The 23416-nt window shown below is 33.1% G+C and carries 24 protein-coding genes and 2 pseudogenes; 10 read left to right on the top strand and 16 right to left on the bottom strand.

Going from position 1 to position 23416, the window contains the following annotated elements; all coding sequences use genetic code 11:
- The first annotated feature begins 5 nt into the window (after positions 1-5).
- Both BFA01S_RS06630 and BFA01S_RS06625 read left to right on the top strand, forming a co-directional pair.
- Positions 6-200, top strand: a complete 195-nt coding sequence (locus BFA01S_RS06630; protein WP_007083743.1) for a hypothetical protein — start codon at positions 6-8, stop codon at positions 198-200.
- 18 nt (positions 201-218) lie between these two features.
- Positions 219-518, top strand: coding sequence for a spore coat protein (locus BFA01S_RS06625; protein ID WP_066227304.1), 300 nt, complete (start codon positions 219-221; stop codon positions 516-518).
- Positions 519-672: 154 nt separating this feature from the next.
- Here the strand turns inward: BFA01S_RS06625 and BFA01S_RS06620 are convergent, their stop codons facing one another.
- Positions 673-1770: an L-dopachrome tautomerase-related protein gene (locus tag BFA01S_RS06620; protein ID WP_066227301.1), complete on the bottom strand. Its 1098-nt coding sequence runs from the start codon at positions 1768-1770 to the stop codon at positions 673-675.
- Between the two features lie 828 nt (positions 1771-2598).
- On the opposite strand from BFA01S_RS06620, the gene BFA01S_RS23640 reads away from it, so the two are divergent.
- The gene (locus BFA01S_RS23640; RefSeq protein ID WP_369690804.1) at positions 2599-2952 is read left to right on the top strand and encodes a CBO0543 family protein; all 354 of its coding nucleotides are present in this window, start codon (positions 2599-2601) and stop codon (positions 2950-2952) included.
- Between the two features lie 397 nt (positions 2953-3349).
- Here BFA01S_RS23640 and BFA01S_RS06605 read toward each other — a convergent pair whose 3' ends face one another.
- Complete coding sequence (locus tag BFA01S_RS06605) at positions 3350-4177, bottom strand: hypothetical protein (RefSeq protein ID WP_066227290.1); 828 nt, start codon at positions 4175-4177, stop codon at positions 3350-3352.
- A gap of 351 nt (positions 4178-4528) precedes the next feature.
- Between BFA01S_RS06605 and BFA01S_RS06600 the strand changes: the two are divergent.
- Positions 4529-5763: pseudogene (locus BFA01S_RS06600) on the top strand (IS110 family RNA-guided transposase).
- A gap of 365 nt (positions 5764-6128) precedes the next feature.
- The gene (locus BFA01S_RS06595) at positions 6129-7358 is read left to right on the top strand and encodes a cytochrome P450 (protein ID WP_066227287.1); all 1230 of its coding nucleotides are present in this window, start codon (positions 6129-6131) and stop codon (positions 7356-7358) included.
- Positions 7359-8586: 1228 nt separating this feature from the next.
- Here BFA01S_RS06595 and gcvH read toward each other — a convergent pair.
- The 4 genes from gcvH to BFA01S_RS23725 form a co-directional block, all read right to left on the bottom strand.
- Positions 8587-8970, bottom strand: a complete 384-nt coding sequence (gene gcvH / locus BFA01S_RS06590; protein WP_066227284.1) for a glycine cleavage system protein GcvH — start codon at positions 8968-8970, stop codon at positions 8587-8589.
- A 52-nt stretch (positions 8971-9022) separates the two neighbouring features.
- Complete coding sequence (gene dapA / locus BFA01S_RS06585; RefSeq protein ID WP_082799882.1) at positions 9023-9907, bottom strand: 4-hydroxy-tetrahydrodipicolinate synthase; 885 nt, start codon at positions 9905-9907, stop codon at positions 9023-9025.
- A gap of 368 nt (positions 9908-10275) precedes the next feature.
- Positions 10276-10449, bottom strand: a complete 174-nt coding sequence (locus BFA01S_RS23730) for a hypothetical protein (protein ID WP_174521582.1) — start codon at positions 10447-10449, stop codon at positions 10276-10278.
- A 12-nt stretch (positions 10450-10461) separates the two neighbouring features.
- Positions 10462-10653, bottom strand: a complete 192-nt coding sequence (locus BFA01S_RS23725; protein WP_066227282.1) for a hypothetical protein — start codon at positions 10651-10653, stop codon at positions 10462-10464.
- Positions 10654-10913: 260 nt separating this feature from the next.
- Here BFA01S_RS23725 and BFA01S_RS06575 point away from each other — a divergent pair, with 260 nt between their 5' ends.
- Positions 10914-11531 (top strand): VanZ family protein, encoded by a 618-nt coding sequence (locus BFA01S_RS06575; RefSeq protein WP_066227279.1) that lies wholly within the window; start codon positions 10914-10916, stop codon positions 11529-11531.
- A 202-nt stretch (positions 11532-11733) separates the two neighbouring features.
- Positions 11734-11913: a hypothetical protein gene (locus BFA01S_RS06570; RefSeq protein ID WP_066227276.1), complete on the top strand. Its 180-nt coding sequence runs from the start codon at positions 11734-11736 to the stop codon at positions 11911-11913.
- Positions 11914-12085: 172 nt separating this feature from the next.
- On the opposite strand, the gene BFA01S_RS06565 is transcribed toward BFA01S_RS06570, so the two are convergent.
- The 4 genes and pseudogenes from BFA01S_RS06565 to BFA01S_RS06550 form a co-directional block, all read right to left on the bottom strand.
- Positions 12086-12280 carry a DUF6980 family protein gene (locus BFA01S_RS06565; protein ID WP_066227273.1) on the bottom strand — a complete coding sequence of 65 codons (195 nt, stop codon included), beginning with the start codon at positions 12278-12280 and terminating at the stop codon, positions 12086-12088.
- A 354-nt stretch (positions 12281-12634) separates the two neighbouring features.
- Complete coding sequence (locus tag BFA01S_RS06560) at positions 12635-13123, bottom strand: pyridoxamine 5'-phosphate oxidase family protein (RefSeq protein WP_066227270.1); 489 nt, start codon at positions 13121-13123, stop codon at positions 12635-12637.
- Between the two features lie 487 nt (positions 13124-13610).
- A pseudogene (locus tag BFA01S_RS23190) lies at positions 13611-13865 on the bottom strand (CPCC family cysteine-rich protein); the annotation flags it as partial.
- A 114-nt stretch (positions 13866-13979) separates the two neighbouring features.
- Positions 13980-14201, bottom strand: a complete 222-nt coding sequence (locus tag BFA01S_RS06550; RefSeq protein ID WP_066227267.1) for a hypothetical protein — start codon at positions 14199-14201, stop codon at positions 13980-13982.
- 1010 nt (positions 14202-15211) lie between these two features.
- On the opposite strand from BFA01S_RS06550, the gene BFA01S_RS06540 reads away from it, so the two are divergent.
- Entirely contained in the window at positions 15212-16225 is a 1014-nt protein-coding gene (locus BFA01S_RS06540) for a DUF3231 family protein (protein WP_066227261.1), read from the top strand.
- A 123-nt stretch (positions 16226-16348) separates the two neighbouring features.
- On the opposite strand, the gene BFA01S_RS06535 is transcribed toward BFA01S_RS06540, so the two are convergent.
- On the bottom strand, positions 16349-16759 hold the full coding sequence (locus tag BFA01S_RS06535; RefSeq protein ID WP_066227259.1) for an Lrp/AsnC family transcriptional regulator: 411 nt from the start codon (positions 16757-16759) through the stop codon (positions 16349-16351).
- Positions 16760-16875: 116 nt separating this feature from the next.
- On the opposite strand from BFA01S_RS06535, the gene BFA01S_RS06530 reads away from it, so the two are divergent.
- Both BFA01S_RS06530 and BFA01S_RS06525 read left to right on the top strand, forming a co-directional pair.
- Positions 16876-17637 carry an MBL fold metallo-hydrolase gene (locus tag BFA01S_RS06530; protein ID WP_066227256.1) on the top strand — a complete coding sequence of 254 codons (762 nt, stop codon included), beginning with the start codon at positions 16876-16878 and terminating at the stop codon, positions 17635-17637.
- A 115-nt stretch (positions 17638-17752) separates the two neighbouring features.
- Positions 17753-19066, top strand: a complete 1314-nt coding sequence (locus BFA01S_RS06525; RefSeq protein ID WP_066227253.1) for an MFS transporter — start codon at positions 17753-17755, stop codon at positions 19064-19066.
- A 377-nt stretch (positions 19067-19443) separates the two neighbouring features.
- On the opposite strand, the gene BFA01S_RS06520 is transcribed toward BFA01S_RS06525, so the two are convergent.
- The 5 genes from BFA01S_RS06520 to BFA01S_RS06500 all read right to left on the bottom strand — a co-directional run bounded on the left by BFA01S_RS06520 (position 19444) and on the right by BFA01S_RS06500 (position 23414).
- Positions 19444-20034, bottom strand: coding sequence for a TetR/AcrR family transcriptional regulator (locus BFA01S_RS06520; RefSeq protein WP_066227250.1), 591 nt, complete (start codon positions 20032-20034; stop codon positions 19444-19446).
- Positions 20035-20037: 3 nt separating this feature from the next.
- Positions 20038-20823, bottom strand: a complete 786-nt coding sequence (locus BFA01S_RS06515) for a DNA alkylation repair protein (RefSeq protein ID WP_066227247.1) — start codon at positions 20821-20823, stop codon at positions 20038-20040.
- Positions 20820-21236 (bottom strand): VOC family protein, encoded by a 417-nt coding sequence (locus tag BFA01S_RS06510; protein ID WP_066227244.1) that lies wholly within the window; start codon positions 21234-21236, stop codon positions 20820-20822. The genes BFA01S_RS06515 and BFA01S_RS06510 overlap by 4 nt, the downstream gene beginning before the upstream one ends.
- A 528-nt stretch (positions 21237-21764) precedes the next feature.
- A complete protein-coding gene (locus BFA01S_RS06505; protein ID WP_066227241.1) occupies positions 21765-22361 on the bottom strand; it encodes a nitroreductase family protein in 597 nt (198 codons plus the stop codon).
- 30 nt (positions 22362-22391) lie between these two features.
- Positions 22392-23414, bottom strand: coding sequence for an ABC transporter substrate-binding protein (locus BFA01S_RS06500; protein WP_235842979.1), 1023 nt, complete (start codon positions 23412-23414; stop codon positions 22392-22394).
- Between the last annotated feature and the right edge of the window lie 2 nt (positions 23415-23416).

Raw genomic sequence — 23416 nt, 5'->3', positions numbered from 1 at the left:
AAAAAATGAACTACGCCTTACATGAAGTTCTTGAGGTCCATGAGATGGCTGCATTTAAGACCACTTGTTTAACTAAATCCAAAACGATGAAAGCGTTAGTTACAGATCAGCTATTAAAAGATATTATGCAGCAAGACATTGATGTATCTACGAGACAATTACAAGAATATGCTTCTATCCTTTCCAACGCTAAGCAGTAAATTAGGAGATGAATGAACATGAATCCAATCATTGAAACTTTAACTGGTATGGACGCACTATCGGATCAAGTGGTTGCAATGGATCTACTCATTTCAGCTAAAAGTGGAATTAGAAATTATGCCATGGCAGTTACGGAGGCAGGAACACCGGAAATTAAAGAAATGCTCACTCGCCATTTAGTGGAAGCTCTTGATATGCATGAACAAATATCCACATATATGGTAGAAAAGGGATGGTACCATGCTTGGGATACAAACGAACAGATCAGTTTGGATTTAAATAATATCAATACAGCATTGAACTTACCGACATTATGAAAAATTTCCAGGAACAGTTTAACACTCACCAAATAAACTGTTCCTATTAAAACCATTTTGAGTTTATTTGGCAGAAGTAAATACAGTTAATACTTCTTGCTTACTCGTGTTTGTTTTACACTATATAATGAAAACAATTAATCGACTATTTTTATTATGAAAAAGTTGGAGCAGGAAATTCATCAATTTTGATACGAAGTAAACTATAAGGTTTTTGTCGCAGGTCTTTTCCATAATGAAATCTTGCCTGCCGATGTAATTGGTTCACAATGACATATAAGTATTCATCCGGACCAATCGAAAAAGTATCCGGCCATAAAATTCTCGGATCATGTGCGATGGTTTCCATTGTGCCATTCGGCAATATCTTTCGAATACTATTGTTCTCATAATCTCCAGCATAAATGGCCCCTTTTGCATCTGTGATCATTCCATCAGACGCACCTTTTTCTCCCCAATACTTCACATGATAAAGTAAATCCATGTCCGGTATATTTCTGTCTCTCAGGGCTTCTGTTGAGATCGAGAACAGATGACGACTGGTTAGTGGACAAAAAAATAATACCTTTCCATTAGGAGAAATCGCAATACCGTCAGACGCCAATCTAAATGGAGAAGTCAGGCCATCTTTATTTCGATTCATCAACACTTTTCCTTCTACTTTCGGTAAAAAATAGCGATCCGGTGAAGTTGAATTTGCCCCATTTAACCGTCTAAATGCGTTTCCATTTTCTAAATCTACGATGATAATTGCTCCTGGTCCTTTGGAAGATGAATCGGTTATATATGCATAACCAGCTTTTCCAACACGAAAATCAAATCGGACATCATTCAGGTAAGTTGTGGGAAGGACAACATCTTCTGTAAAGGTATATACTTTTCTTATTGTATTGGTTTTTAGATCAACAGCAACTAGTTTTGCCCCTCCTTTTATTGGTTCAGAAAAATTCGGTGCCGCAGTATCTAATACCCAAAGTGTTCCCCTACCATCCGCGACTACACTTTGGACACTGATGAAAGACAGTGTGAGATTCCCTGGGTCAAACAAATTAGTTTCGTAACTAGGATAAGGTTGCAATTGACCCCCAACAATTTCAGCGACGGTAAATTTAACGACGTCTCCCCATTTCGGAAAGCAAATGAAAATGCGACCGGTTTCTGACACACTCACACCTGTAGGCATAGCTCCATAAAATGAATAAACTAGTTCTAACTTACCGAAGTATTTTTCCATAGGTAACATTGGTTTCATGATATCCTCCTCATCAAATTAGAACTGGATATCACCTATATATGATTAAAATTTTTTCTAGTGCCTGGTTCTTACGGTGTATTTCAATTAAACGCGAAAACCGAATTAAAACAAACTGATGAAAAGGGAATCGAAGGAAGGAACGAACGAGTTCAATCACATTTTTCTCAGGAAACTCTCCCCAATTTTTCATCTGAAACTTTACCTAATGTGCAATCTTCTACCTTGTATAGCATCTAAGTCATAAATAAAACTGGCTCACTTACAATTTCCTTAATACCTAATTCCATTTGCTCATTGGTATAAAAAACATACCAACGGAAATCAAAACTAACCTCAAGACTCTCCCAATACTGCTTAACTTTAATTGTATCCCGACTATTAAATTGCAACTGCCATTTGATCTAAAAACAAACCAACAAACCGAAAATAGTTTGTTAATTTTATCAATTCTTTCATTTACGTAAATTGCTCTTTCCATGCTTCCCTCCCAGAATACTACTACACGGTTTACTCGAAATGCGAAATAATTATCTTCTTTATTTAATTACTAATAAACTAAATATATTAGGTTATTCTAACTGTATAATCGGCAAACATTAGGGAGGAATTCTATTGGGTCGTTTACGTGAATTTGACAAGATTCTATACGGTAGAAAAGAGAATACCGATTCTTTGAACAGACTATTCTAACCCTTATACGTGGCAGTTTTGGGTTTTAATTGCTATTCTTTTAGTCCCATTGGTTATTCTTTATATCAAAATTGACCGAAGTAAAGTATTTCTAATTGGTTTTTATGGATATAACGTTCATGTTTTTTTACATTTATCGATTTATACGGTATAAATAGAGGCTATTGGCATTACCCTTATCAGATTATCCCTGCACTGCCAAGCATCTCATTGGACACCTCCATGGTCCCTGTGGCTTTCATGCTCATTTACCAATGGACATTAAATAATCATAAAAATTATTACCTATACGCTATAATAACTGCCGCTATATTTGCATTTATTTTAAAGCCTATTTTAGTAAGTACTGGTCTTTTTAGAATGTACGGTGAAATTAATTATTTTCACTTATTTTTTGGATACGTATTTGTACTTTTGATAGCAAAAGTTATAACCTGGTTATTTCATATATTACATAAACCTAAATTCTCAACTCAGAATAGAGAATAGTAAATTACTCATAAAATGTGGGTGCTTTTTCTATATTTTTCAGTAAAAATACTTAATACGTAATTATAGTCGATTATCAGTCCAATATAAGCGAAGGGCCATAACCTATACTTCGTTTCATCCTCTTCACACTTATCAGTCCGATTATGGTCTTTCCTATAACCCGAACTAAAGGAGCATAGTTTGAAGTATAGACAGTCGCTATCAACATACTTTTCTTTATCATTTTTCAAAAGCTTCTAAACGACTTCATTTCCGTAACAATTGAATTTTGTTTTAAAAGATACGAGCCTTGCTACATTTTATTGTAATAAGGCTCCTTAAAATTGTTTGAATCTTATTCAACTAACGCACCCGTTAGTTAAATACGTATTCCTTTTTTGTTCAACCAGTTTTCTTAGCTTTTAAGTTTTTGCTTCGTATAATAAATATACTCGATTCCTTCACAAACAGTTAAATTTTCATCTAAGACATTGGTTCCCGAAAACACAAGACTCTTTAATTTGTTTAGCGTTGATACAAAGCTGAGTGAAGGTATATCTCCACTGGATGAAATCTTTAGCTTTTCAAGTTCCTTTAAATTTTGGATAGGAGAGAAGTCTACTATGCTTTTACAATTCTCAAAAAACAATTCAGTAATAGGAGCCTTTACATCTTGCAACGCTGTTATATCCTTTAATGTTCTAAGATAGTACAATCCAAGGCTCTTTAAATTTACTATTTTTTCAATACCATCAAGAGTATCGAGTCTTGATTGGGCTAAACTTATTACATTTAAACTTTTCAAATTCTTAAATTCATTTAGATTCCTTGTTTTTGGTTTATAGCCCCACAATTCAACCTTTTGTAATCTTTTTAACTTGTTAATACCGAAGGTGTTTTTCGGTAATTCTCCATACAATTCCTCTAAATTCTTTAACTCGTCGATTCTGAATTCAGCCTTAGTTGTTGCTTCATTTATTGACAATACTCTTAATTTTATTAAGCCATAAATACCACTAAGGTCTTTTATAAAATGATTAAGAATCGACAACTTTTCAATTGATAAACATTCCTTTAGGAAATTTAAATCATCCCAATTAAAGTCATCTACATCTACATTCTTTACATTAAACTCATTTATATATTTAACACTCTCATTAATTGAACTAGAATCCTTAATGATAACTGTATCTTCGTTTGAATCCCTTCTGACACGGACATTTCCTATTTTTAAAATTGGCATAAATACCTCCATGTGTAACAAAATCACTTATTAATAATGGCTTATAAAAAGAAGGATTTCTATCCTTAATATTATTTTCCTTCTTCAACTAACCTACCCCGTTCGTATTATAAGGTCAGCCAGATATTTCTGGTTGACCATTTTTATTATGGATTTATTATATCAGTAGCCAGGGTAGAACGTAATCTGCCCGTGGGGCTTGACCCCGTCAACTAAACCGTTCGCCCCCTACTTCTAGAAACATGATTGAGGCTGGTTGGGACATAGATCTCGTATAACAAGCGAAGCTATGACACTGCATGGAGGAATTAGGGGTTACTGGCAAATCACTAGATTAGGAGGAGATTCAGAATGAATCCAGTTGTAGGTCTGGATATATCTAAAGGGGAAAGTCAGGTACAAGCATTTCTGGATAAAAATAAACCATATCGTAAGAGCTTTAAAGTTGACCATACACTAGAAGGACTTAGTTCACTTGTATCATTTCTTGAGGATATAAAACAAGAGTCTGGGAAGAAACCTTCGGTAATATTAGAAGCGACTGGGCATTATCAAGCTCCAGTCGTTCAACACTTGGAAGAAAGAGGATATTTATTGATTATCATTAATCCATTGATTTCATATAAAGCTAGAGGATCTAGCTTAAGAAAAGTAAAGACAGATGCCATTGATGCTTATCTTCTCTGTGAGTTGTTTTATAAAGAGGAATTAGAACCTTATAAAAAGCGTGGTGTCCAGTTATTGAATCTTCGGAATCTCACAAGACAACATGAAAATATAACTGGCGTGATGATTCAAACAAAGCTTCAATTTCAGGCAGTGCTTGAACAAGTATTCCCTGAATATAAAGGAGTTTTTGGAGACTTATATTCTGTGGTATCTCTCTTAACTCTTTCAGAGTTTCCTTCTTCAGAAGATATTTTGAAGGCAAATGAAGAAATCATTACAAATAAGATATTTGATCTATGTAAAAGTCGGTCCATCAAATGGGTAAACGAAAAGGCAATTCAGCTTCAAGCTGCGGCAGCTCGTAATCCTTTTGAAAAGACTGTTTATCAGAGTCATATTTTAAGCCTTGGTATGTATATAAGTATTCTTCTTCAGTACAAAGAGCATCTATCAAAGTTAGAAGCAGAGATAGACACTCTTGCCAAAGAAATTGAAGAATATAATATCATCAAATCTATCCCAGGAATAGGAGAAAAGATCGCGGCAACGTTATTTCTGAAATTGGTGAGATAGATCGATTTAACAATCCTAAAAAGCTTGTAGCTTTCGCTGGAGTTGATCCTAGCGTATTCGAATCCGGCAAGTTTACAGCCACTAAGAATCGGATTACAAAACGAGGATCCAGCAGACTTCGTCATGCCTTATATATGGCAGTGCGTTGTGCCATTCGTGATTGTCGTAAAAAGAAGACGACGGATGAAATCATTCCTCGCAACAAAAAAATGCGTGAGTTTTACGATAAAAAACGTGAAGAAGGAAAACCTTTTAAAGTAGCTATAATTGCATGTGTAAATAAACTCTTACATTGGATTTATGCCCTATTAAAAAACAAAACAACTTTCCAAGATATAGGTTAAAAACTATATCTAACTAAATAGTTCAAAACCTTCCAGTTAAAAGATGACCGAAGGTTATTTAGTATGCATATTTTTAGTATAGCATGAATGATTTTAAGTTTTTATTGAAAATTGTTGACAGACTATTAGCTGGTTAGTTGAAGAAGTTCCTTAAATATCAAAAAAATTTTTTATATAAATCTAGTTAACATAATTGATATTTTAGGCAGTAACAAAGTTGTAAATCACAGCTCATTCAGTTTATTAATGAATAAACATACCTACAGTAAATTCATTCCAAATACTTATTTACATTATTTGCTACAAGCATGATTATTTATAAAGAAGGAATTCATATATCATTTTAAAGGAGGAACAAGAATAGTATGAATAAGGAAGTAATTTCAGTTGAAGAAATCACAAGTTTCCAATCACGTACAGAACAATTTTTTCCTATCAATTGGTATAAAGAAATGCTCTATAATTATCCTGTTTATTATCATGAAAAAACAGATACATGGAATGTATTTAAATACGACCATGTTAAACAGGTATTAAGCAACTATGAATTCTTTTCAAGTGAGGGATCTAGAACTACTATCTTTGTCGGATCCAATAACAGCCAAGAAAAAACTTCCCCTCTCACAAACATTATAAGTGTAGATCCTCCTCAACATCGAAAGAGTCGTTCTTTGTTAGCAGCAGCCTTTACTCGCCGCAGTTTAAAAAACTGGGAACCGCGTATTCAACAGATTGCAGCTGAGCTTGTAGAAGAGATACAAGAAAATTCTACTGTTGATATTGTAGAAGCCTTGGCGTCTCCTTTGCCTAGTTTAGTTATTGCCGATTTATTTGGAGTACCGATACACGATAGATATCAATTTAAAAAATGGGTTGATATCCTTTTCCACCCTTATGACAAAGAAAAATTGGAACAAATCGAACTAGAAAAACAACGTGCTGCAAAAGAATATTTCGAATATCTCTATCCTATTGTCATTCAAAAACGTTCAAACCTTTCCGATGATGTTATTTCTGATTTAATTCAAGCTGAAGTAGATGGTGAAAAATTCACAGATCAAGAAATTGTTCAAGCTACAATGTTACTTTTAGGGGCAGGAGTAGAAACAACTAGTCATGCAATAGCAAATACATTTTACTCCCTGCTCTATGATGACGAATCACTATATCAAGAACTGAGAGATAATATAGAATTAGTCCCAAAAGTAGTTGAAGAAATGCTCCGATACCGTTTTCATACCTCAAAGAGAGAACGTACCGTTAAGCAAGACAATGATTTATTAGGTGTTGAATTAAAAAAAGGAGATGTAGTTATTGCTTGGATGAGTGCATCAAATATGGATGAAGATATGTTTGAAAATCCTTTTTCAATAGATATTCACCGTCCAAACAATAAAAAGCATTTAACATTCGGAAATGGTCCGCATTTCTGTTTAGGTGCGCCTCTTGCACGATTAGAAATGAAAATTGGACTAGAAACATTCCTGAAAAAATTTTCTCACATCCAGCCAATCGAAGAATTTAAATTAGAAAGTAATTTAACTCCTTCAGCAACAGGACAGTCTTTAACTTCCCTACCTATAAAGGTTTATTAATACAATTAAAGTTATTTAAGTTGTTCGTTATACTATACTGACATTTTAAACAGCAAAAAAGGATTTTCCATTGGAAAATCCTCTCCCTCTATATTTCTTATCTTATTAAGAGCTATTCTAATCTTTAAATGAACTAAGAAGTTATTAATCATTCCATTCTTCAGCTAGTATTTTATAAACATGTTGGTCAGCATAGCGATCACATAACCACTTTACTCATCTTTTGAATTGATAGTGCATTTTAAATTAGACATTGACGAACATATATGCCAAAATTTGTCTAACTATTATTAAACGATAATTATCATTTTTTCTACGTCTTATCAAAATTTCTACGATAAATTATGTGTACTTCCTATAATTTTCTTTTTACTCCTCTCACTATATATTATGTAAACTAGAATTAAAATTAAAGTGAAAAGCACTATAAGTTTCTTCTCTTCAACTTTCTATAATATCTTATATCGCATACTCCCCATCTTATTGAGTCATATCAATAAGATACTCAAGATCTCGTAACTTCTGACTATCAACTATAATTATTTTGGTTCGTCTGCATAATGACATATTTATGGAGGTTCAAATCCAATGAATTATGTACAAGCTGTTGATGATTATCTATTTATTGAATATAGAAATTTTAAAAACTATATGGGGAATTTCTGAAAAACTTTTCACTAATTTTATGTAAAATTGCTTATCTAAGTGTCCGCTAGATAATTAACCATAGTGTTAAAACTAAAACTCTGCAATTTGAAGCATTTTAACAGGTACATTCAGCCTTGATTTCTCCTATCGCCATTTAAATAACTTTGTGAAGACTTTAATATGTATTTTAACTTCTTATCTTCTTTTATTCTTTTATTCATTACTTTTACTACACATATGTTGTATCTCCTCGTATTTTTCAGATCAAGCTAGTGATTTATCTACTGATTCTTTTGGATTGCTCAGCAAGCTTTCTTCTTCATTTGTTACCGGTTACCACTCTTAAAGCGTTCTATAATGTTCATCTGCACAAGCAGCTTCAATAGCAGTATTAAGAGCTAACTTAAAAGACCTTTTAACTTTTAAATAATAGTAACAGGTACAGATACTCTTGTTGTTAATTTACTTAAAAAGAAGCCATTTTAATCAAACTTTTTATAAAAAACATTCTTAAATATAAAATAGAGCTATCGTTTGATCAATCTTTCTTCAAAACGATAGCTCTTTATATGTGATGAAATCAAACCTCATTCGTCAATTTATTGTATTGTTCTGCTGTCAATAAATTTTCAAGTTCATTTATATCAGTTGGTCTAACGACAATCATCCATGCCTTTTCATATGGAGACTCGTTTACAAATTCCGGATTATCGATAAGATCTTGATTAACTTCTACTACTGTACCGCTTACAGGGGCATATAATTCAGATACTGTTTTTACAGATTCAATATTACCAAAGGGCTCGGTTATTCGGATTATATCACCTACTTTCGGTAATTCAACAAATACAATATCACCAAGTTCGACCTGTGCAAAATGAGTGACTCCAATCCGCACCTCGGTCCCTTCGATTTTTACCCATTCATGCTCTCTTGAATAACGCAATTGCTCTAGTACACTCACTCTTCATTCCTCCTCATCTCTCTTATTTAAGCTGATAAATCATACTTGCTTATCAGAATCTCCTATAAAATTCTTCAAAAAGATCAGTAATAAATACAGCTTCACTATCTGTTACTGGAACAAGCGGTAATCGCACTGATCCAACATGTATCCCTTTCGTTTGTAACGCAAACTTTACTGGTGAAGGGTTTGTCGTAATAAAAAGTCCTTCAAAAATAGGAAGCAGCTTGCGATGTATGTCTGCAGCTTCTTTTACTTTCCCTGCTAAAAAACTTGTAATCATCATCTTCATTTCAGATCCAATGACATGGCTCGCCACACTTATTACGCCATGACCACCTACACTTAGTACGGGAAGTGCTAAACTATCATCCCCAGAATATATCCTAAATCCTGATGGAGTCTTTTCCAGTATGAATGCCACCTTCGAAAGATCTCCGCTTGCTTCCTTAACCCCTATAATATTATCTATTTTAGACAAGCGTAGGATCGTATCCACTGATAGATTAGCAGCAGTTCTTCCAGGAATGTTATAGAGGATGATTGGAAGATTCGTGGAATCTGAGATTGTCTTAAAATGCTGATATAAGCCTTCCTGAGATGGTTTATTATAATAGGGGACAACGAGTAAGATGCCATCGACACCCATTTCCTCTGCTTCTCTTGTCATTTCAATAGACGATTTTGTATCATTCGTACCAGTACCCGCAATGACTTTACAACGACCTCTTACTTCTTCGACCACAAACTTAAATAAAGATTTTTTTTCTGCTTTTGATAATGTTGAAGGTTCACCCGTCGTTCCACCAATCACAAGAGTATCTGTACCAGTTTTGATTAGATGCTCGATAAGATCTGTTATTTTGTCATAATCAATTTCAAGCCTATCATTAAAAGGTGTGACCATTGCTGTTAGTAATTGTCCAAAGTCAGTCAAAGTATTATCTCCTTTCACATTGTAACTACTAGGTTTTTCGTTTGAAGTCTAACTTATTTGTGTAAAGTATATCTCACTATTTATTGCTGTACACCATCCAGATCTCATGATTTTTGACCATCCAGCTCCGAAAATGGGTGGTCAAAAAATGATTCTTTTCCTCACAAAAATAATAAAGTTTTTTAAATCTAACAGTACCCATATAAAAAAGCACCGCTGAATGTTAGACAGATGTCTGACATTCGGCGGTGCATTATGACGAGCTTTTATATTTTAAAAATCTATAGGCTTTTTAAAAAACGGTTTATTCTGCTTACTTCCTCTTTAAGAATCTCCATAGAAACAGCATAAGAGCAACGTATATTTCCCTATCCCCCAGCACCGAATACACTTCCAGGTACAACTGCGACCCGCTCTTCAAGTAAAAGCTTTTCTGCAAAATGCTCTGATGTCATCCCTGTTTTGTGAATAGATGGAAATACATAAAAGGCCCCGCCTGGTAAGTGACAGTCCAAACCCATTTCGTTAAAAAACTTTACCATATAGTCACGACTTTAGCAGTAACTTGGCCTCATTTCTTCAATATATTGATATCGATCTCTGCTTTTAAACGCTTCAATCGCTCCGTACTGTGTTATAGGAAGAAAGATCTTTATAAGCTTAAACAAAATGTTGCCATTAAGGCAACACCAGGTAGCTTCAAGCTGCAGTTTATAAGAATATCCTAATGTTCCATCCCTGTTCAACTAAACTACTCCTTTAATTGAACAAACATTCTTATTTAAATGTCAAATGCTTGCTTTATATGAGTCTAGTTAACATAAATTACATTATCAATAGTAATAAAGACTTTTAAAACATCCTTTTATCTACATAATGGATCTTAAATAAAGCTAAGTTATCTTAATATTTCTTAATTTTATTAAAAATAATGTTAATTATCTAATTTTGGTATATTATCTTATTTAGGTAAAATAATTACATTTTTTAGATCGGGTGGTTAACTATGAGTTTAATAATGATGTATATCAAAAACATGATAGGCTATATGGTAATGGCACTACCTATTTTTTTAATAAGTAGATTTATTTTTATCAAAATAAAAAAGAAACGGATAAATATTAAAAATGAAATAGTTTTATTGATTTTTGTCTTATATATTGTTGGATTAGCATCACAAACTGTAATCCCAATGTTAACTATCGGGATTCTTAACGATACCGGTAAATTTATCATAAATTTTCATATATTCCCCCGTAATGAAAATGTAAATCTAATACCTTTCCATACTCTTTATCAGTATTTATTTCAAGCAAATACAAATGTAGATAATTGGGATCAGGTATCAATTTTAAATATTTTTGCAAATATGCTTTTATTTTCACCTATGGGGTTTTTAGTACCACTAATTTGGAAAAAGTGGGATTCTTTCAAAGAGATATTTTTTCTAGGGTTAGGTATCACATGTTTAATTGAAATTGTTCAATTATTCATTGGACGTAGCACAGATATTGACGATGTAATATTAAATACTTTCGGCATGATAATAGGATACGCAATATTTCTTATTCTTAAGAAAGTTTATTTAAAAACCAATAATTTAAGTCAATCTCAGTCCTTTTAAATACATAAAATATACTTTAGTTAACATAATGCAAATTTTACAAAGTAAAAAAGGATCTTTGATTGAAGATCCTTTTAACTGTTTATTAAATTAAAGCCCCTTATAACTGACTAATACTCAAATCTTTTTACATGTTTCCGATAATATAAATAAGAATTTTATTTTTTATATCGTGTGTTTTACTTACAAAGGGAGATTTAAAATGTTAAACCAATATAAAAGGGTTAAGATAGATAAATGGATTGAAGAACAATTAAAAGAGGAAAACAGTAATGTACTGCGAAATTTCATGGCTAAAGCATACAGAGAATTTGGTGAATTTGAGGTACATATCTATGTTCTTAAAAAGTGGCTCGAATTTTTCAGCAATCACTTTATATAATATCATTATGTCGGTACTTATTATGTTTGAGTATCTTTTTTATGTACTTTTATATTGATCTAGTTAGCATAATGCATATTTTATAAAGTAAAAAAGGATCTTTTCTTCAAGATCCTTTGAATTATTAATTGAATTAAAGTAGCCGTTAATGAAAAAACTAAGTATTACTAACTCATAGTTTGACACCACACCAAGGACAAAATAAAATTTCAATACTTGAAGAACCACCATCATGAATTATTAAACCGTACTCATTATCTTTTTTATCGAATATTATTACTTTATCAGGACATTCATATGGATTTTCATGTATTTTACACTTAAAATTCGCATGATAAGCCATATCCTCGCAACAATGTTTGTTCATAAATAACTTCCACTTTTACATTGTATTGTTCTTTTATATTCTTCAACTAACCTACTTTGTTAACTCAAGAAAAGTTTAAACTATATAAATACTTACTTTATATCGGTTTAGTTAACATAATACACATTTTACACAGTACAAAAGGATCTTTCATCATTGAAGATCCTTTTAATTACTTGTTAAATTAAAGCACCCGTTAGTTGAATAAGAAAGCTACGTCAATAACAATATTCTTGATTTGGATCAAACGTTCCCATCTTCCTTTCTGAAGTATTAACCTAGAGTTTAATATAGCTACAAATGGATCAACATAACAAAAAGGATTGTCCTTTAACCAGACAACCCTTTTTGCTGTTATTTATTCAATTCAACCGTTTCATTAACATCTGTCGATTTAGAACTTTGCCCTGTCATGCGTTTATAGAGAAAGGCGATTTTCTTCGTGAAATTACCGGTTTCCCAATATTCGGCTGCTTCCGCTTTTACCTTTATCAAGACAACGTTAGGATCATCATAAGAAGTTTGCATAATTTTCTCATATACTTTGCTCCACAATTCCTTTTTCTTGTCTAAATCATCAACGATTTCTGCTCTTCCACGGACGGAAACATAGGATTTACCTGCATAAGCCACATTAACATCTTGATCATGTAAAATTTCTTCATATTTATCAGTTTCTTTTTTAGTGAAAAACCATAAGTCACCATCAAACTCTACTTCTTGTGTTTTCATAGGGCGAGAAACAAGCCCTTCATCAGTAACCGTAGTCAGCATGGCCGTGTCTACGTCTTTAATTAACTCTCTTAATGTTTCCATTTCTTCTTGTTTCATCATGTTAGACATTTCCATCACCTCATTAATATTTATAGAATTAATCTACCCTTTACACCAACTTTTAATCAGATATGGCGGATTACTAAACTAACTCTAACAAAATGAAACTTTAATAGAGCAATAAAAAAGCCTAATTTCTTCGCACTAAATAGAGAAATTAGGCTTTTTAATATTTAGGCTCTGTTAAACTAAAATGTTGATGTTTGCGTACTTAAAAAGACTGTTTTGACCAAACAGTCTTTTTAATGCTTATTCAACTAATACATGCGATAGTTGAATAGGAATAATGATATTTAATATGCTACTCTTTATATTTTTGGTTCCGTATCTGAGTTGTGTCACCACCAAAACCCCAATCATTACTTTCAAGAAAATCCTGAAATTTATCTAGAAATTCATTCATATCCATAGATTTTTGGTAACCTTTCTTTAAAATTATTCCTTCAATTTTTATATCAATAAATTCGTCTTCATTTAGTGTCGCTTCTTTCTCCCAAACAGGTTTCCATAAAGAATCTTTTTCAAAACTCCCATTAACTACCCTACCTTGAAATCTTTTCTCACTTGCCCCAAATGAAATAAAGTTTCTCTGTGCCTGTCTTAAACAAACATTATTAGCGCCACCCCAACTATCTGGTTTATCTTCCATTACACTATCTTCTTCCCAAGAACAAACATTGCAGATTTCAAAACTACCTTCTCCTTCTGAAAGTGTTTTAAAACCACAACATGAACAAGTATACAATTTCATCGTTCGCACCTAATTTCTAATTGTCTTTATACCTTTATCTTAACATTTCTTGTTCAACTAACCTGCCCCTTTAGTTAAAAAGGATCTTTCAAGAGATCCTTTTTGGTTATTTAACTATTTCTTTACTAGTATAACGGGGGTATAATCACGCAGCTCTCTGGCATTAATCCCTGTATATCGCTCATCTATCCAGATTTCATAATAGTTATCTATACTAAAATCTTCTTTGTCCTTGTCTCTTAAATAATATTGATGATACTTGGTTGTAATTTTCTCAATATGCTTAAACGGGGACAAAATGTCACCGTATAATAGTACAACTTTTCTTTCGATCAACCTTTAAAACACATCCTTTTTCTATTCTGTATCTCTTTTTAATCATCACAAATCACATAAATAGTTCCGAAATCAATAATATCATTTGAACAAATCTTATTTAACTAATCTGTTCCGTTAGTTAAATAAGACTTTAAAAGTCTAAATAATTGATTTATATAAGTCTAGTTAACATAATCCATATTTTACAAAGTGAAAAAGGGATCTCTTTATGAAAGATCCCTTTAATTATTTACTACTATGATTAATTTAAAAAAATAAAGAATAACATAAGCCCTAAAACTATCGCAGGAACTACTCCTATACTAACTCTTAGCAAATATAACTTTAAACCACTAAAGTTTTCAGATTTAGGAACTTTTTTCTCAATTAATAGAATTAAGAACAAAAGTCCTACGAACATACTTACAATAAATAATATACTTTTAATCATTATTTAAAATCTCCCTAAAAGGAATTCGATTTATACACATTTATACACTAATTTACCTATTTGGCAATTCGATAATCTAGATAAAAATAATCTAGTTAACATAATTGACATTTTAGTTAGCTAAAAAGCTTTATAAGCTTAAAAAAGGGTGAGCAAAATACTATGCTCACCCTTTTTGTACAATGTAAATAGGGATTACTTGAAAATATTCAATCTTTAGGTGAAAGATGGAGTTCTTAACCATTCTTTTAACTCAAATGTCTTTTTGCTTGCTAAACAAGTAACTCTAAGAAATAGAATAAATAGACTTGAGAGTAAACTAAACAGAATATTCAAAGTATATCCCTCCACATTGAATATTAGTGTCAAATAATACATAACACTGAACTTATTATCTAATCTCAGAATGAATTCTATACAGGATAATAAAGAAATACAAAAAGATCTCAGCTGATTTATCACTAAGACCTTTTTGTATTTGCTGTATTGTTATTTTTACTGGTTGACCTTTCCTTCATATTTTATTTATTTAAAGGGAATATTATTCATTGCTGTATGAAATCAGGAGGTTGATTCTATGATAGAAAAAACAAATAACATGAATGAAAAATTAACATCAGCCGAAATAGGAAAACTCTGGGTAACTTATACAGGGAATACGATGGCTAAATGTGTTCTTAGTTACTATCTCAATCATACTGAGGACAAAGATATCAAGAAAGTTGTAGCAGATGCTTTAAATTTAACTAAAACAATTATAGAAAATATTAAAAATATATTTATTCAAGAAAATTTTCCTCTGCCAATTGGATTTACGGAGGAAGATGTGAACCTAAATGCTCCGAGGCTATTCTCCGATAAATTTTATCTTCACTATTTGAAATATACAGGGAAAGCAGGAATGAGCATTTACACACTTGCTATACCCTTAGTCGTAAGGGAAGATATAAGGCATTTCTTTATCAATACTCTTCATGCTACTATAAAACTTTTGACAGAAGTCAATGATGTACTCAAACAAAAAGGATTCTTAATAAAGCCACCCTCTATCCCTATTCCTAAAAGGGTTGACTTTATAACAAAGCAAAATTATTTAAATGGATTTTTTGGAAATGTTAGACCGCTTCATGCTCTTGAAATTACACATCTTTATGATGACATTGAAAATGACGTTACAAGCAAGGCTTTGTTAATTGGTTTTTCTCAAGTAGCTAAAAAGGAAGATGTTCGAAAGTTTCTCCTAAGGGGAAAAGAAATCACTAATAAACATATAGAAGCCTGTGCACAGAAGCTACATAAAGAAAATTTGCCGGCTCCTACCTTATTAGATGACTTAGTGAGTCCTTCTACCTTTTCTCCTTTTTCAGATAAATTAATGATGGGACATAAAATTGACATGTTTTCTATGAAAATTAGGTCTTATGCAAACGGTGCTTCCCTGAATGGAAGACGTGATATTGGAGGAATGTATGCTAAATTCCTAATGGATGTCGGATTATACATAGGAGATGGTGCTAATATCATGATTGACCACGGATGGATGGAACAAGTCCCAGAAGCTATTGATCGTGAAGAATTAGCTGAAAATTAAAATGAGATATTAGACTCATTTTCTTTAGGTATCCTACTTTGGTTAACATAAATCACATTATCAAAAGCAAAAAAAGGTCTTTAATTAAAAGACCTTTTAGACTGTACATTCTTAGTTTCTAAATTATTTTTTAATAACAATAGATAATTTATAGTTCGCATATTTATTTAAATTTACCAAAAATTCATCTAATACTTCATTAGAAGGGAATTTACATTCAAGGAGATAACAACTATCCCCACTAATTTTATAATTATTTATTATATGTTTTTCTTGTGTTTCTATAAATGAAAGGTAAGGCTCATGATACATACTTTTTGTATAAATATTAATAAAAGCAGCTATAGAACATCCTAATTTGAGTTGATTAACTTTAATTGTATATCCTTCAATAATCCCGTTATATTCCAATTTCAGAACCCTAGCCGAAGCAGCTTGTCCAGTTAAATGGACTTTTTCACCCAATTCTTTCATAGTAATGCGACTATTTTTAGATAGTTCCTCTAAGATACGTTTATCTGTATTATCTAACATTTTATAAATCCTTTCAAAATTCAAGTTAAATGGTCCAAACACTTGATTTTACTTATGTACTCATTAATTAGTCATAGTATAAGCTATATATAGACTAAAAAGAAGGAGTTGTAATTATGAATATAAAATTAATTCGAAACGCTACAATTGTTGTTGAATATGCAGATAGAAAATTTTTAATAGATCCGTTTTTAGCAGATAAAGGAGCTTACCCACCTTTCCCAAATTCATTAAGACAAGATCAAAATAATCCTTTAGTAAGTTTACCAACATCCATTGATAACATTATATCTGATGTAGATGCTGTTATTGTAACTCATTTACACTTAGATCACTATGATGATGCTGCTAAAGAAGTACTGCCAAAAAATATAAAAATGTTTGTACAAAATGAAGAAGATGCCAATATAGTTAAAAATGATGGTTTTTCTAATGTAGAAGTTTTACAAGAAGATACAGTCTTTGACGACATTCAATTAATTAAAACAAAAGGCGAGCATGGTAGAGGAGAAATATTAAAAATGACTGGTCTAGTGTGTGGTATTGTCTTTAAACATCAAAATGAGAAAACTTTATATGTGGCTGGGGATACTGTTTGGTATAGAGATGTTCGGGAAGTAATCGATACACATAAACCGGAAATCATTGTTGTAAATGCTGGAGATAATCAATTCTTTGAAGGTGGTTCTCTAGTAATGGGAAAAGATGATGTCTACGAAGTTTACAAAGCTGCTCCTAACTCTAAAATTATGGCTGTTCATATGGAAGCTGTTAACCATTGGACATTATCTAGAAAAGAATTAAGAAACTTTGCAAATGAAAAAGGAATTTCACCTAATGTTTTAATCCCAAAAGACGGTGAATCGTACTCATTTTAGGTTGATTAATTTACACTATTAAAATTTACAATAGGCTCTTGATTGTATTATTAATAATCATGAGCTTCTTTTTATTTATAAATATATAAAACTATTTTAGTAGGAAGTGCAACTTATGGTAACTGAAACAAGAAATACAGATAGATCGAAACAGCAGCCTGTTTGGTTACAAGAATATATTGATTCACTAGAAAAACAAAAACAACTTTATAAAAAAACATTAGTAATTGTGATCCTTTCACAAATCTTTGGAGGTGCAGGACTTGCAGCAGGTATAACTGTAGGCGCACTTCTCGCACAAGATATGCTCGGAACAGAAAGTGCAGCAGGAATTCCAGTTGCCTTACTCACTTTAGGATCGGCAGGAGCTGCACTGCTTGTAGGCAGGCTTTCCCAACGTTTTGGCCGTAGAGTAGGCCTTGCAACTGGCTTTCTTGCTGGTGGACTGGGCGCGATTGGCATTATAATCGCTGTCTTATTCAACAGTATTATACTTTTATTCACTTCTTTGCTGATTTATGGAGCTGGGACGGCTACAAATCTACTAGCACGATATGCTGGTACAGATCTAGCAACAGCTAAACAGCGTGCAACTGCTGTGAGCATGGCTATGGTTTCTACTACCTTTGGTGCTGTAGCAGGTCCTAACTTGGTCGATGTAATGGGGGAATTTGCACAGTCTATCAGTATTCCAACTTTAGCTGGTCCCTTTATTTTAGCATCCGTTGCTTTTATCCTTGCCGGGTTGGTTTTATTAATTTTTCTGCATCCAGACCCATTAATTGTCTCTAAAGCTATAGCAGATGCCAAAAAGAAAGGCGTTACAGCTCAAACAGAACAAAATTCAAAAAGTTCTATAATAAATAAAAAAGGAATTATTGTAGGCTCTACCATTATGGTTTTAACCCAATTTGTTATGACAGCCATTATGACGATGACACCGATACACATGGGACACCATGGTCATGGTTTGAGAGAAGTCGGATTAGTCATAGGTTTCCATATAGGCGCCATGTACTTTCCTTCACTTATTACAGGTTTACTTATAGATAAAATTGGGCGTAATGTTATGGCTGCTGCTTCTGGTGCTACACTTCTAGCTTCTGGTATACTGGCGGCTTTTGCTCCAGGAGAATCAATGATCTTTCTTATCTGTGCCCTAATACTGCTTGGTCTAGGCTGGAATTTTGGCTTAATAAGTGGAACTGCTCTCATCGTAGATGCTACACATCCATCTAATCGTGCCAAAACACAAGGATCAGTTGATGTCTTACTTGCACTATCAGGTGCCTCCGGTGGTGCATTATCAGGCATGATAGTTGCTCATTCTAGTTACGCTGTACTATCACTTTTTGGAGCTATACTATCACTTCTTCTTATTCCTGTAGTTGTTTGGTCTCGTAAAACTCAAAGTAAAGAGCTAATATAAAGTTTTTCACATTCATATATTTTTAATTAGTTAAAGGCTTAATCTGCCTCCATACATCTAAAAATTACTATAAAGTGATTTTTAATTAATCCATTTAACCTTTTTAGAAATCTAGTTAACATACTGAAATAAAGTTTAATTCAAAATGTCTCTCAAACCTGTGTTTATAGTAAATAAAGAAGAATCCATTTTGAAAAAAGATTAATTAAAATAGATTCTTATCTAGCAGTTTTAAGCTTTGTTTTATAAAAAAGTTTCATCGTTTTCGATCCGTATTGCTTCACAATCGTACCCGTTTCTTGATTAAAATTAAAACTCATATTTCAGCTGTATTTTTGTAAGTAAAATACAGCTGAAATATGGTTGTCAGGTCACAGTTATTTCATTCTTTTAAGTCCATCAAAGTACACCTCTAACACACGCATCGATTCTTCAATAAGATCGATCGAACCTTGCTCGGCGATCCATAAAGCACTTTCGTTCATTGCACCTGATAATGAATGTGTTAGGGATTCAACTGACAGTGTTGTTGGGAAACATCCATTCCTTTGCATTTGCTCCAGTTGGCTATATAAAAGTTTCATGGAATGATTGGCATCTAATTGCCGCCAAACATTCCAACCGATGACTGCAGGGCCATCAATGAGAATAATCTGTTTATGATCAGGGTCAATCGCAGACATAATAAAGGCCCTACAACCAAGTGAGAGTTGTTCCCATTGATTAGAACTTGTTCTTGCTTCCTGCTCGATCTTGTGAGCAATTTTCTTCTGAATGGATTCCATAACAGCAAAGAACAACCCTTTTTTATTCTTAAAGTGATGATACAATGCTCCTCTTGTAAGACCCGAATCAGTGACAATATCTTCGAGCGCAGCTTTCGCATAACCATGCTTTGCAAAATGATTTTGTCCCGTGCGGAGAAGTAATTGTATCGTTTCCTCTGTTTTTGATCTTGTCCTTTTCATTTGTTATCCACCAATCTGCCGAATAAATTCAAGAGCGTTTCGATCTTTTGCTTTCACCAATGATCGTAGCCCATGCTTTACGATCCAAATTATCTTATTTCCGTGTAGCTTATGCATATTTTCGATCCATCTCATCGTTTCCTCTTTATACATCTTTGACAAGTCATTCAGATGGTTTCCAACAGACTTCTTTACATATTGGGAGTTATCAGTAATCAGTTGCTCCAGTAAAGTGAGGTTAGTAAGCGGATCACCGCAGAGTACATCCATTCGTTTCGCCCAAGGTAGACGAGGTCGTGTTCCCTCGCTAACGAGTCGACGTACATGTGCGTTCTCGTCTACAGCCCATACACGAAGTCTCTCTAACACTTGCCGTTCATAACGGATTAAAAATGGACGAATGGCATATTCCGATGTATGACACTTCGTAATTTCATACAAGGCGTCCATTGACTCATCAAAGTCATTGAGACCATACACCTCAACATAATGAGCGATTGGCATTAGAAAGTACCCATTCGTAAACATTCCCTTCTCTGTTTTATTTTCCGGACCCGTAATTTGCTTCAAAACGTTGAGAGCATCAACGTAAGGTAAGTTGAGCGCTTTATGCAATTCTTTCGTGATGACCGCTACTCTGTCTTTTAATTCTAGCCCTTCAACTAACTCATCTACCCCCTTAATAAAGGATTCATGAGGAAACCCCGAATAAATAGGGGATATTTTATTAGACAGCAATTGAGCTAACCTAGCATCAAAGTAATTTTTCAGAGGGATATAATTACTCATGATATACTGCCGTTAAAATGTTTTTGGAACTCATCTGAAGGCAGGATCTCTTGAATCACATCGATTAATATTCCGTTCGGATCAGACGTAATGAAATGACGTTGTCCAAAATCCTCATCGCGAAGGTCTAATACAATTGGAAGATGAGAATCACGTATTAAACGATCATAAAGTGTATCAACGTCTTCAACCTCAAAATTCAAAATCAAGCTGTTTGTATGTTGATGTCTGATTTGTGATGGAACTGTATTATGCCGATGATGAAGAATCGCCAGCTCAAATGAATTTAATTTCAAGCTCACATACCAATCAATTTCAAACACGACCTCAAATTGGAAGTTACGCACAAAAAAATCTGCCGTTTGACAAACATCATCAGTAAGAATCACGGGATAAAATCCTGTTACTTTCATTACATTACACCTCTTTTAGTTTACTTTCACTTATTTTAACATACATACAGTATGTATGTTAAATTTTAAATAAAAAGGAACAGATTTCTATTCAGCATGAAATAACTAAATCGAAACTTTTATTATGCAATGCTCCACAAAATGGTCCCTTAATAGAATAATTTATTATCACACAACAGTTCCTTAATCGATATTTCAATTCAGATGTTCTTCTCCCATCATGAAAACACCCCCTTGGATATTGGTTATCTAAAGGGGAAAACGGTGCAACTTTTTATAAACTGTATAACTTTATTTTATTTAAATTTGCCCTAATTCATTTGGTTACTATAGTAATCAATATAATTTTTCAGTTAGTTCAATAACGCCTCTTCCTAAGCCAAGTACACAGCCGTTTGACACAGTTGGGAAAGCCTTTTTCCCTTTCTTTTCTTATTAACATAAAGAAAAATCCCTATATAAGAGCTAACAAAAGACCTTTTCTAAAATTAGAAAAGGTCTTTTGTTATTTCATTTATTTTCTGGTACTTAAAAAATAACCTCTTCTAATGCTCTTCTATCATTAGGCTGCTCACGTTGTTGTAAAGAAGGATCAAGACTTCCTTTCTCTCCTCTATAACCAATTGCAATCACAGCGTGGAGCTCAAATTCAGACGGAAGATTCAATAAAGTATATGCCTTCTCTTTATCAAATCCTCCAATTGCATGTGTACTAATACCAAGTAAAGTTGCTTGGATTGCTAAATGCCCCCATGCCGCACCTGTATCAAACACATGTGCTCCATTAGTCTCTCCATTATCTCTTACTTTATTTGATGCTATTAGAACGAGCACTGGAGCTTTTTCTGCCCAAGATCGATTATATGGATTTAAAAATTCATGGAAAATCTTCAGTTGCTGTTCATTTTTAGCGACAATAAATCGCCAAGGTTGATCGTTATAAGCAGAAGGTGCCCAATGTGCAGCTTCAAGGATACTGTACAGATCATCATCAGAAATCTTTTCATTAGAATACGCACGTGGTGACCAGCGATTTAAAAATAAAGGATTTACAGAATAGGCAGTTTTACGATGTTGCTCTACTTCAGGTGTCAGTTTTTCAACTGGATTGATAATCAAACTCATATTATTACCCCATTTCTATTTTATTTAACATTACTTAGTAACCCAATCATTCAAGTCAAAATCTTTTTGCGCCAATTTTTCTTCTACAAGAAACTTTTTCGTCCCATCAAGTAATTCCAAACCTTCATCTGTAAATGCTTCCTCTTCGATCCAATCAATAGGTGTTGTTTCTTTCACTAATTCTGGTGTTGATTTTGTAAGCTTAGCAATAAGCTCATAATACTCTTTTTCATTCTTCTTAAGATCTTCTAACGCTTTTTGACGGGCTTTGTTCCAAACTTCAGGGAATTCAGGGAACTTTTTCAGAAAATCCTCCGAAACAACTGTCACCGATGAACCATAAAGTTCAGGATGTTTAGATGCATCATCTAAATGAGTAAAGCCTTGTTCTAATAATTTTTGAGAATAAATACTGCTGTTAGTCATTGCATCAACTTCTCCACGTGCCAATGCTGCTTCACCATCTGGACGCAGCATATGGACTAACGAATAATTTTTTATTCCTTCCTTTTTCAGCAGCCCTACAACGTAACGGTGCATGAATGATCCTTTTTGAATAGCTATTGTTTTTCCCTCTAAATCTTTAATCCTTTTTGGACCGTCTTTCTTTCCAATTAAATAACCGATATTTCTAGTTAAAGGCTGGGCAATTAATTTCGTATTAGCACCAGATGATTTCGCAAGAATTGCAGGAGTGTCTCCCAAACCGCCAAGATCAAGTCTGCCGCTAATAAGAGATTCATTTAAATCGGGTCCATTCGGAAAACCAGTCAGATTAATTTTAGTTATCCCGTGTTTTTTTAATTCCTCTTGAATAATGCCTTTATGAAATCCCCATCCTTCTGCAGCATTCGGTAGATTTAGTTCATTTACTCCAATATAACCATAGTTTAAAACCGTCGGTACACCAGCAGTTTCATTTGTTTTTTCCTCCGCTCTGCTATTAGTATTATTTGATGAACAACCTTGAATAATTGCTAATACGAAAAGTGAAAGTATAGAAAATAAACAAATAGAACGGAATGCTTTTTTTCCTTTTAAATTAATCCCCACAA

The organism is Metabacillus fastidiosus NBRC 101226, from assembly GCF_001591625.1.
In the GTDB taxonomy this organism is placed as follows: Bacteria; Bacillota; Bacilli; order Bacillales; family Bacillaceae; genus Metabacillus; species Metabacillus fastidiosus.
The sequence above is the reverse complement of the archived record's forward strand: the minus strand, read 5'-3'. Positions and strand labels throughout refer to the sequence as shown.

Excerpts from the sequence above, each read along its gene's own strand:
- BFA01S_RS06560 (WP_066227270.1), bottom strand. The coding sequence starts at position 13,123 with ATGTCTAACATGATGAAACAAGAAGAAATGGAAACATTAAGAGAGTTA.
- BFA01S_RS06575 (WP_066227279.1), top strand. The coding sequence starts at position 10,914 with ATGAGTTTAATAATGATGTATATCAAAAACATGATAGGCTATATGGTA.
- BFA01S_RS06535 (WP_066227259.1), bottom strand. The coding sequence starts at position 16,759 with ATGTTAGATAATACAGATAAACGTATCTTAGAGGAACTATCTAAAAAT.
- BFA01S_RS06510 (WP_066227244.1), bottom strand. The coding sequence starts at position 21,236 with ATGAAAGTAACAGGATTTTATCCCGTGATTCTTACTGATGATGTTTGT.
- BFA01S_RS06605 (WP_066227290.1), bottom strand. The coding sequence starts at position 4,177 with ATGCCAATTTTAAAAATAGGAAATGTCCGTGTCAGAAGGGATTCAAAC.
- BFA01S_RS06525 (WP_066227253.1), top strand. The coding sequence starts at position 17,753 with ATGGTAACTGAAACAAGAAATACAGATAGATCGAAACAGCAGCCTGTT.
- BFA01S_RS06530 (WP_066227256.1), top strand. The coding sequence starts at position 16,876 with ATGAATATAAAATTAATTCGAAACGCTACAATTGTTGTTGAATATGCA.
- BFA01S_RS06515 (WP_066227247.1), bottom strand. The coding sequence starts at position 20,823 with ATGAGTAATTATATCCCTCTGAAAAATTACTTTGATGCTAGGTTAGCT.
- BFA01S_RS06625 (WP_066227304.1), top strand. The coding sequence starts at position 219 with ATGAATCCAATCATTGAAACTTTAACTGGTATGGACGCACTATCGGAT.
- BFA01S_RS06620 (WP_066227301.1), bottom strand. The coding sequence starts at position 1,770 with ATGAAACCAATGTTACCTATGGAAAAATACTTCGGTAAGTTAGAACTA.
- BFA01S_RS06520 (WP_066227250.1), bottom strand. The coding sequence starts at position 20,034 with ATGAAAAGGACAAGATCAAAAACAGAGGAAACGATACAATTACTTCTC.
- BFA01S_RS06565 (WP_066227273.1), bottom strand. The coding sequence starts at position 12,280 with ATGAACAAACATTGTTGCGAGGATATGGCTTATCATGCGAATTTTAAG.
- BFA01S_RS23730 (WP_174521582.1), bottom strand. The coding sequence starts at position 10,449 with ATGGTAAAGTTTTTTAACGAAATGGGTTTGGACTGTCACTTACCAGGC.
- BFA01S_RS06505 (WP_066227241.1), bottom strand. The coding sequence starts at position 22,361 with ATGAGTTTGATTATCAATCCAGTTGAAAAACTGACACCTGAAGTAGAG.
- BFA01S_RS06540 (WP_066227261.1), top strand. The coding sequence starts at position 15,212 with ATGATAGAAAAAACAAATAACATGAATGAAAAATTAACATCAGCCGAA.
- BFA01S_RS06595 (WP_066227287.1), top strand. The coding sequence starts at position 6,129 with ATGAATAAGGAAGTAATTTCAGTTGAAGAAATCACAAGTTTCCAATCA.
- BFA01S_RS06630 (WP_007083743.1), top strand. The coding sequence starts at position 6 with ATGAACTACGCCTTACATGAAGTTCTTGAGGTCCATGAGATGGCTGCA.
- BFA01S_RS06570 (WP_066227276.1), top strand. The coding sequence starts at position 11,734 with ATGTTAAACCAATATAAAAGGGTTAAGATAGATAAATGGATTGAAGAA.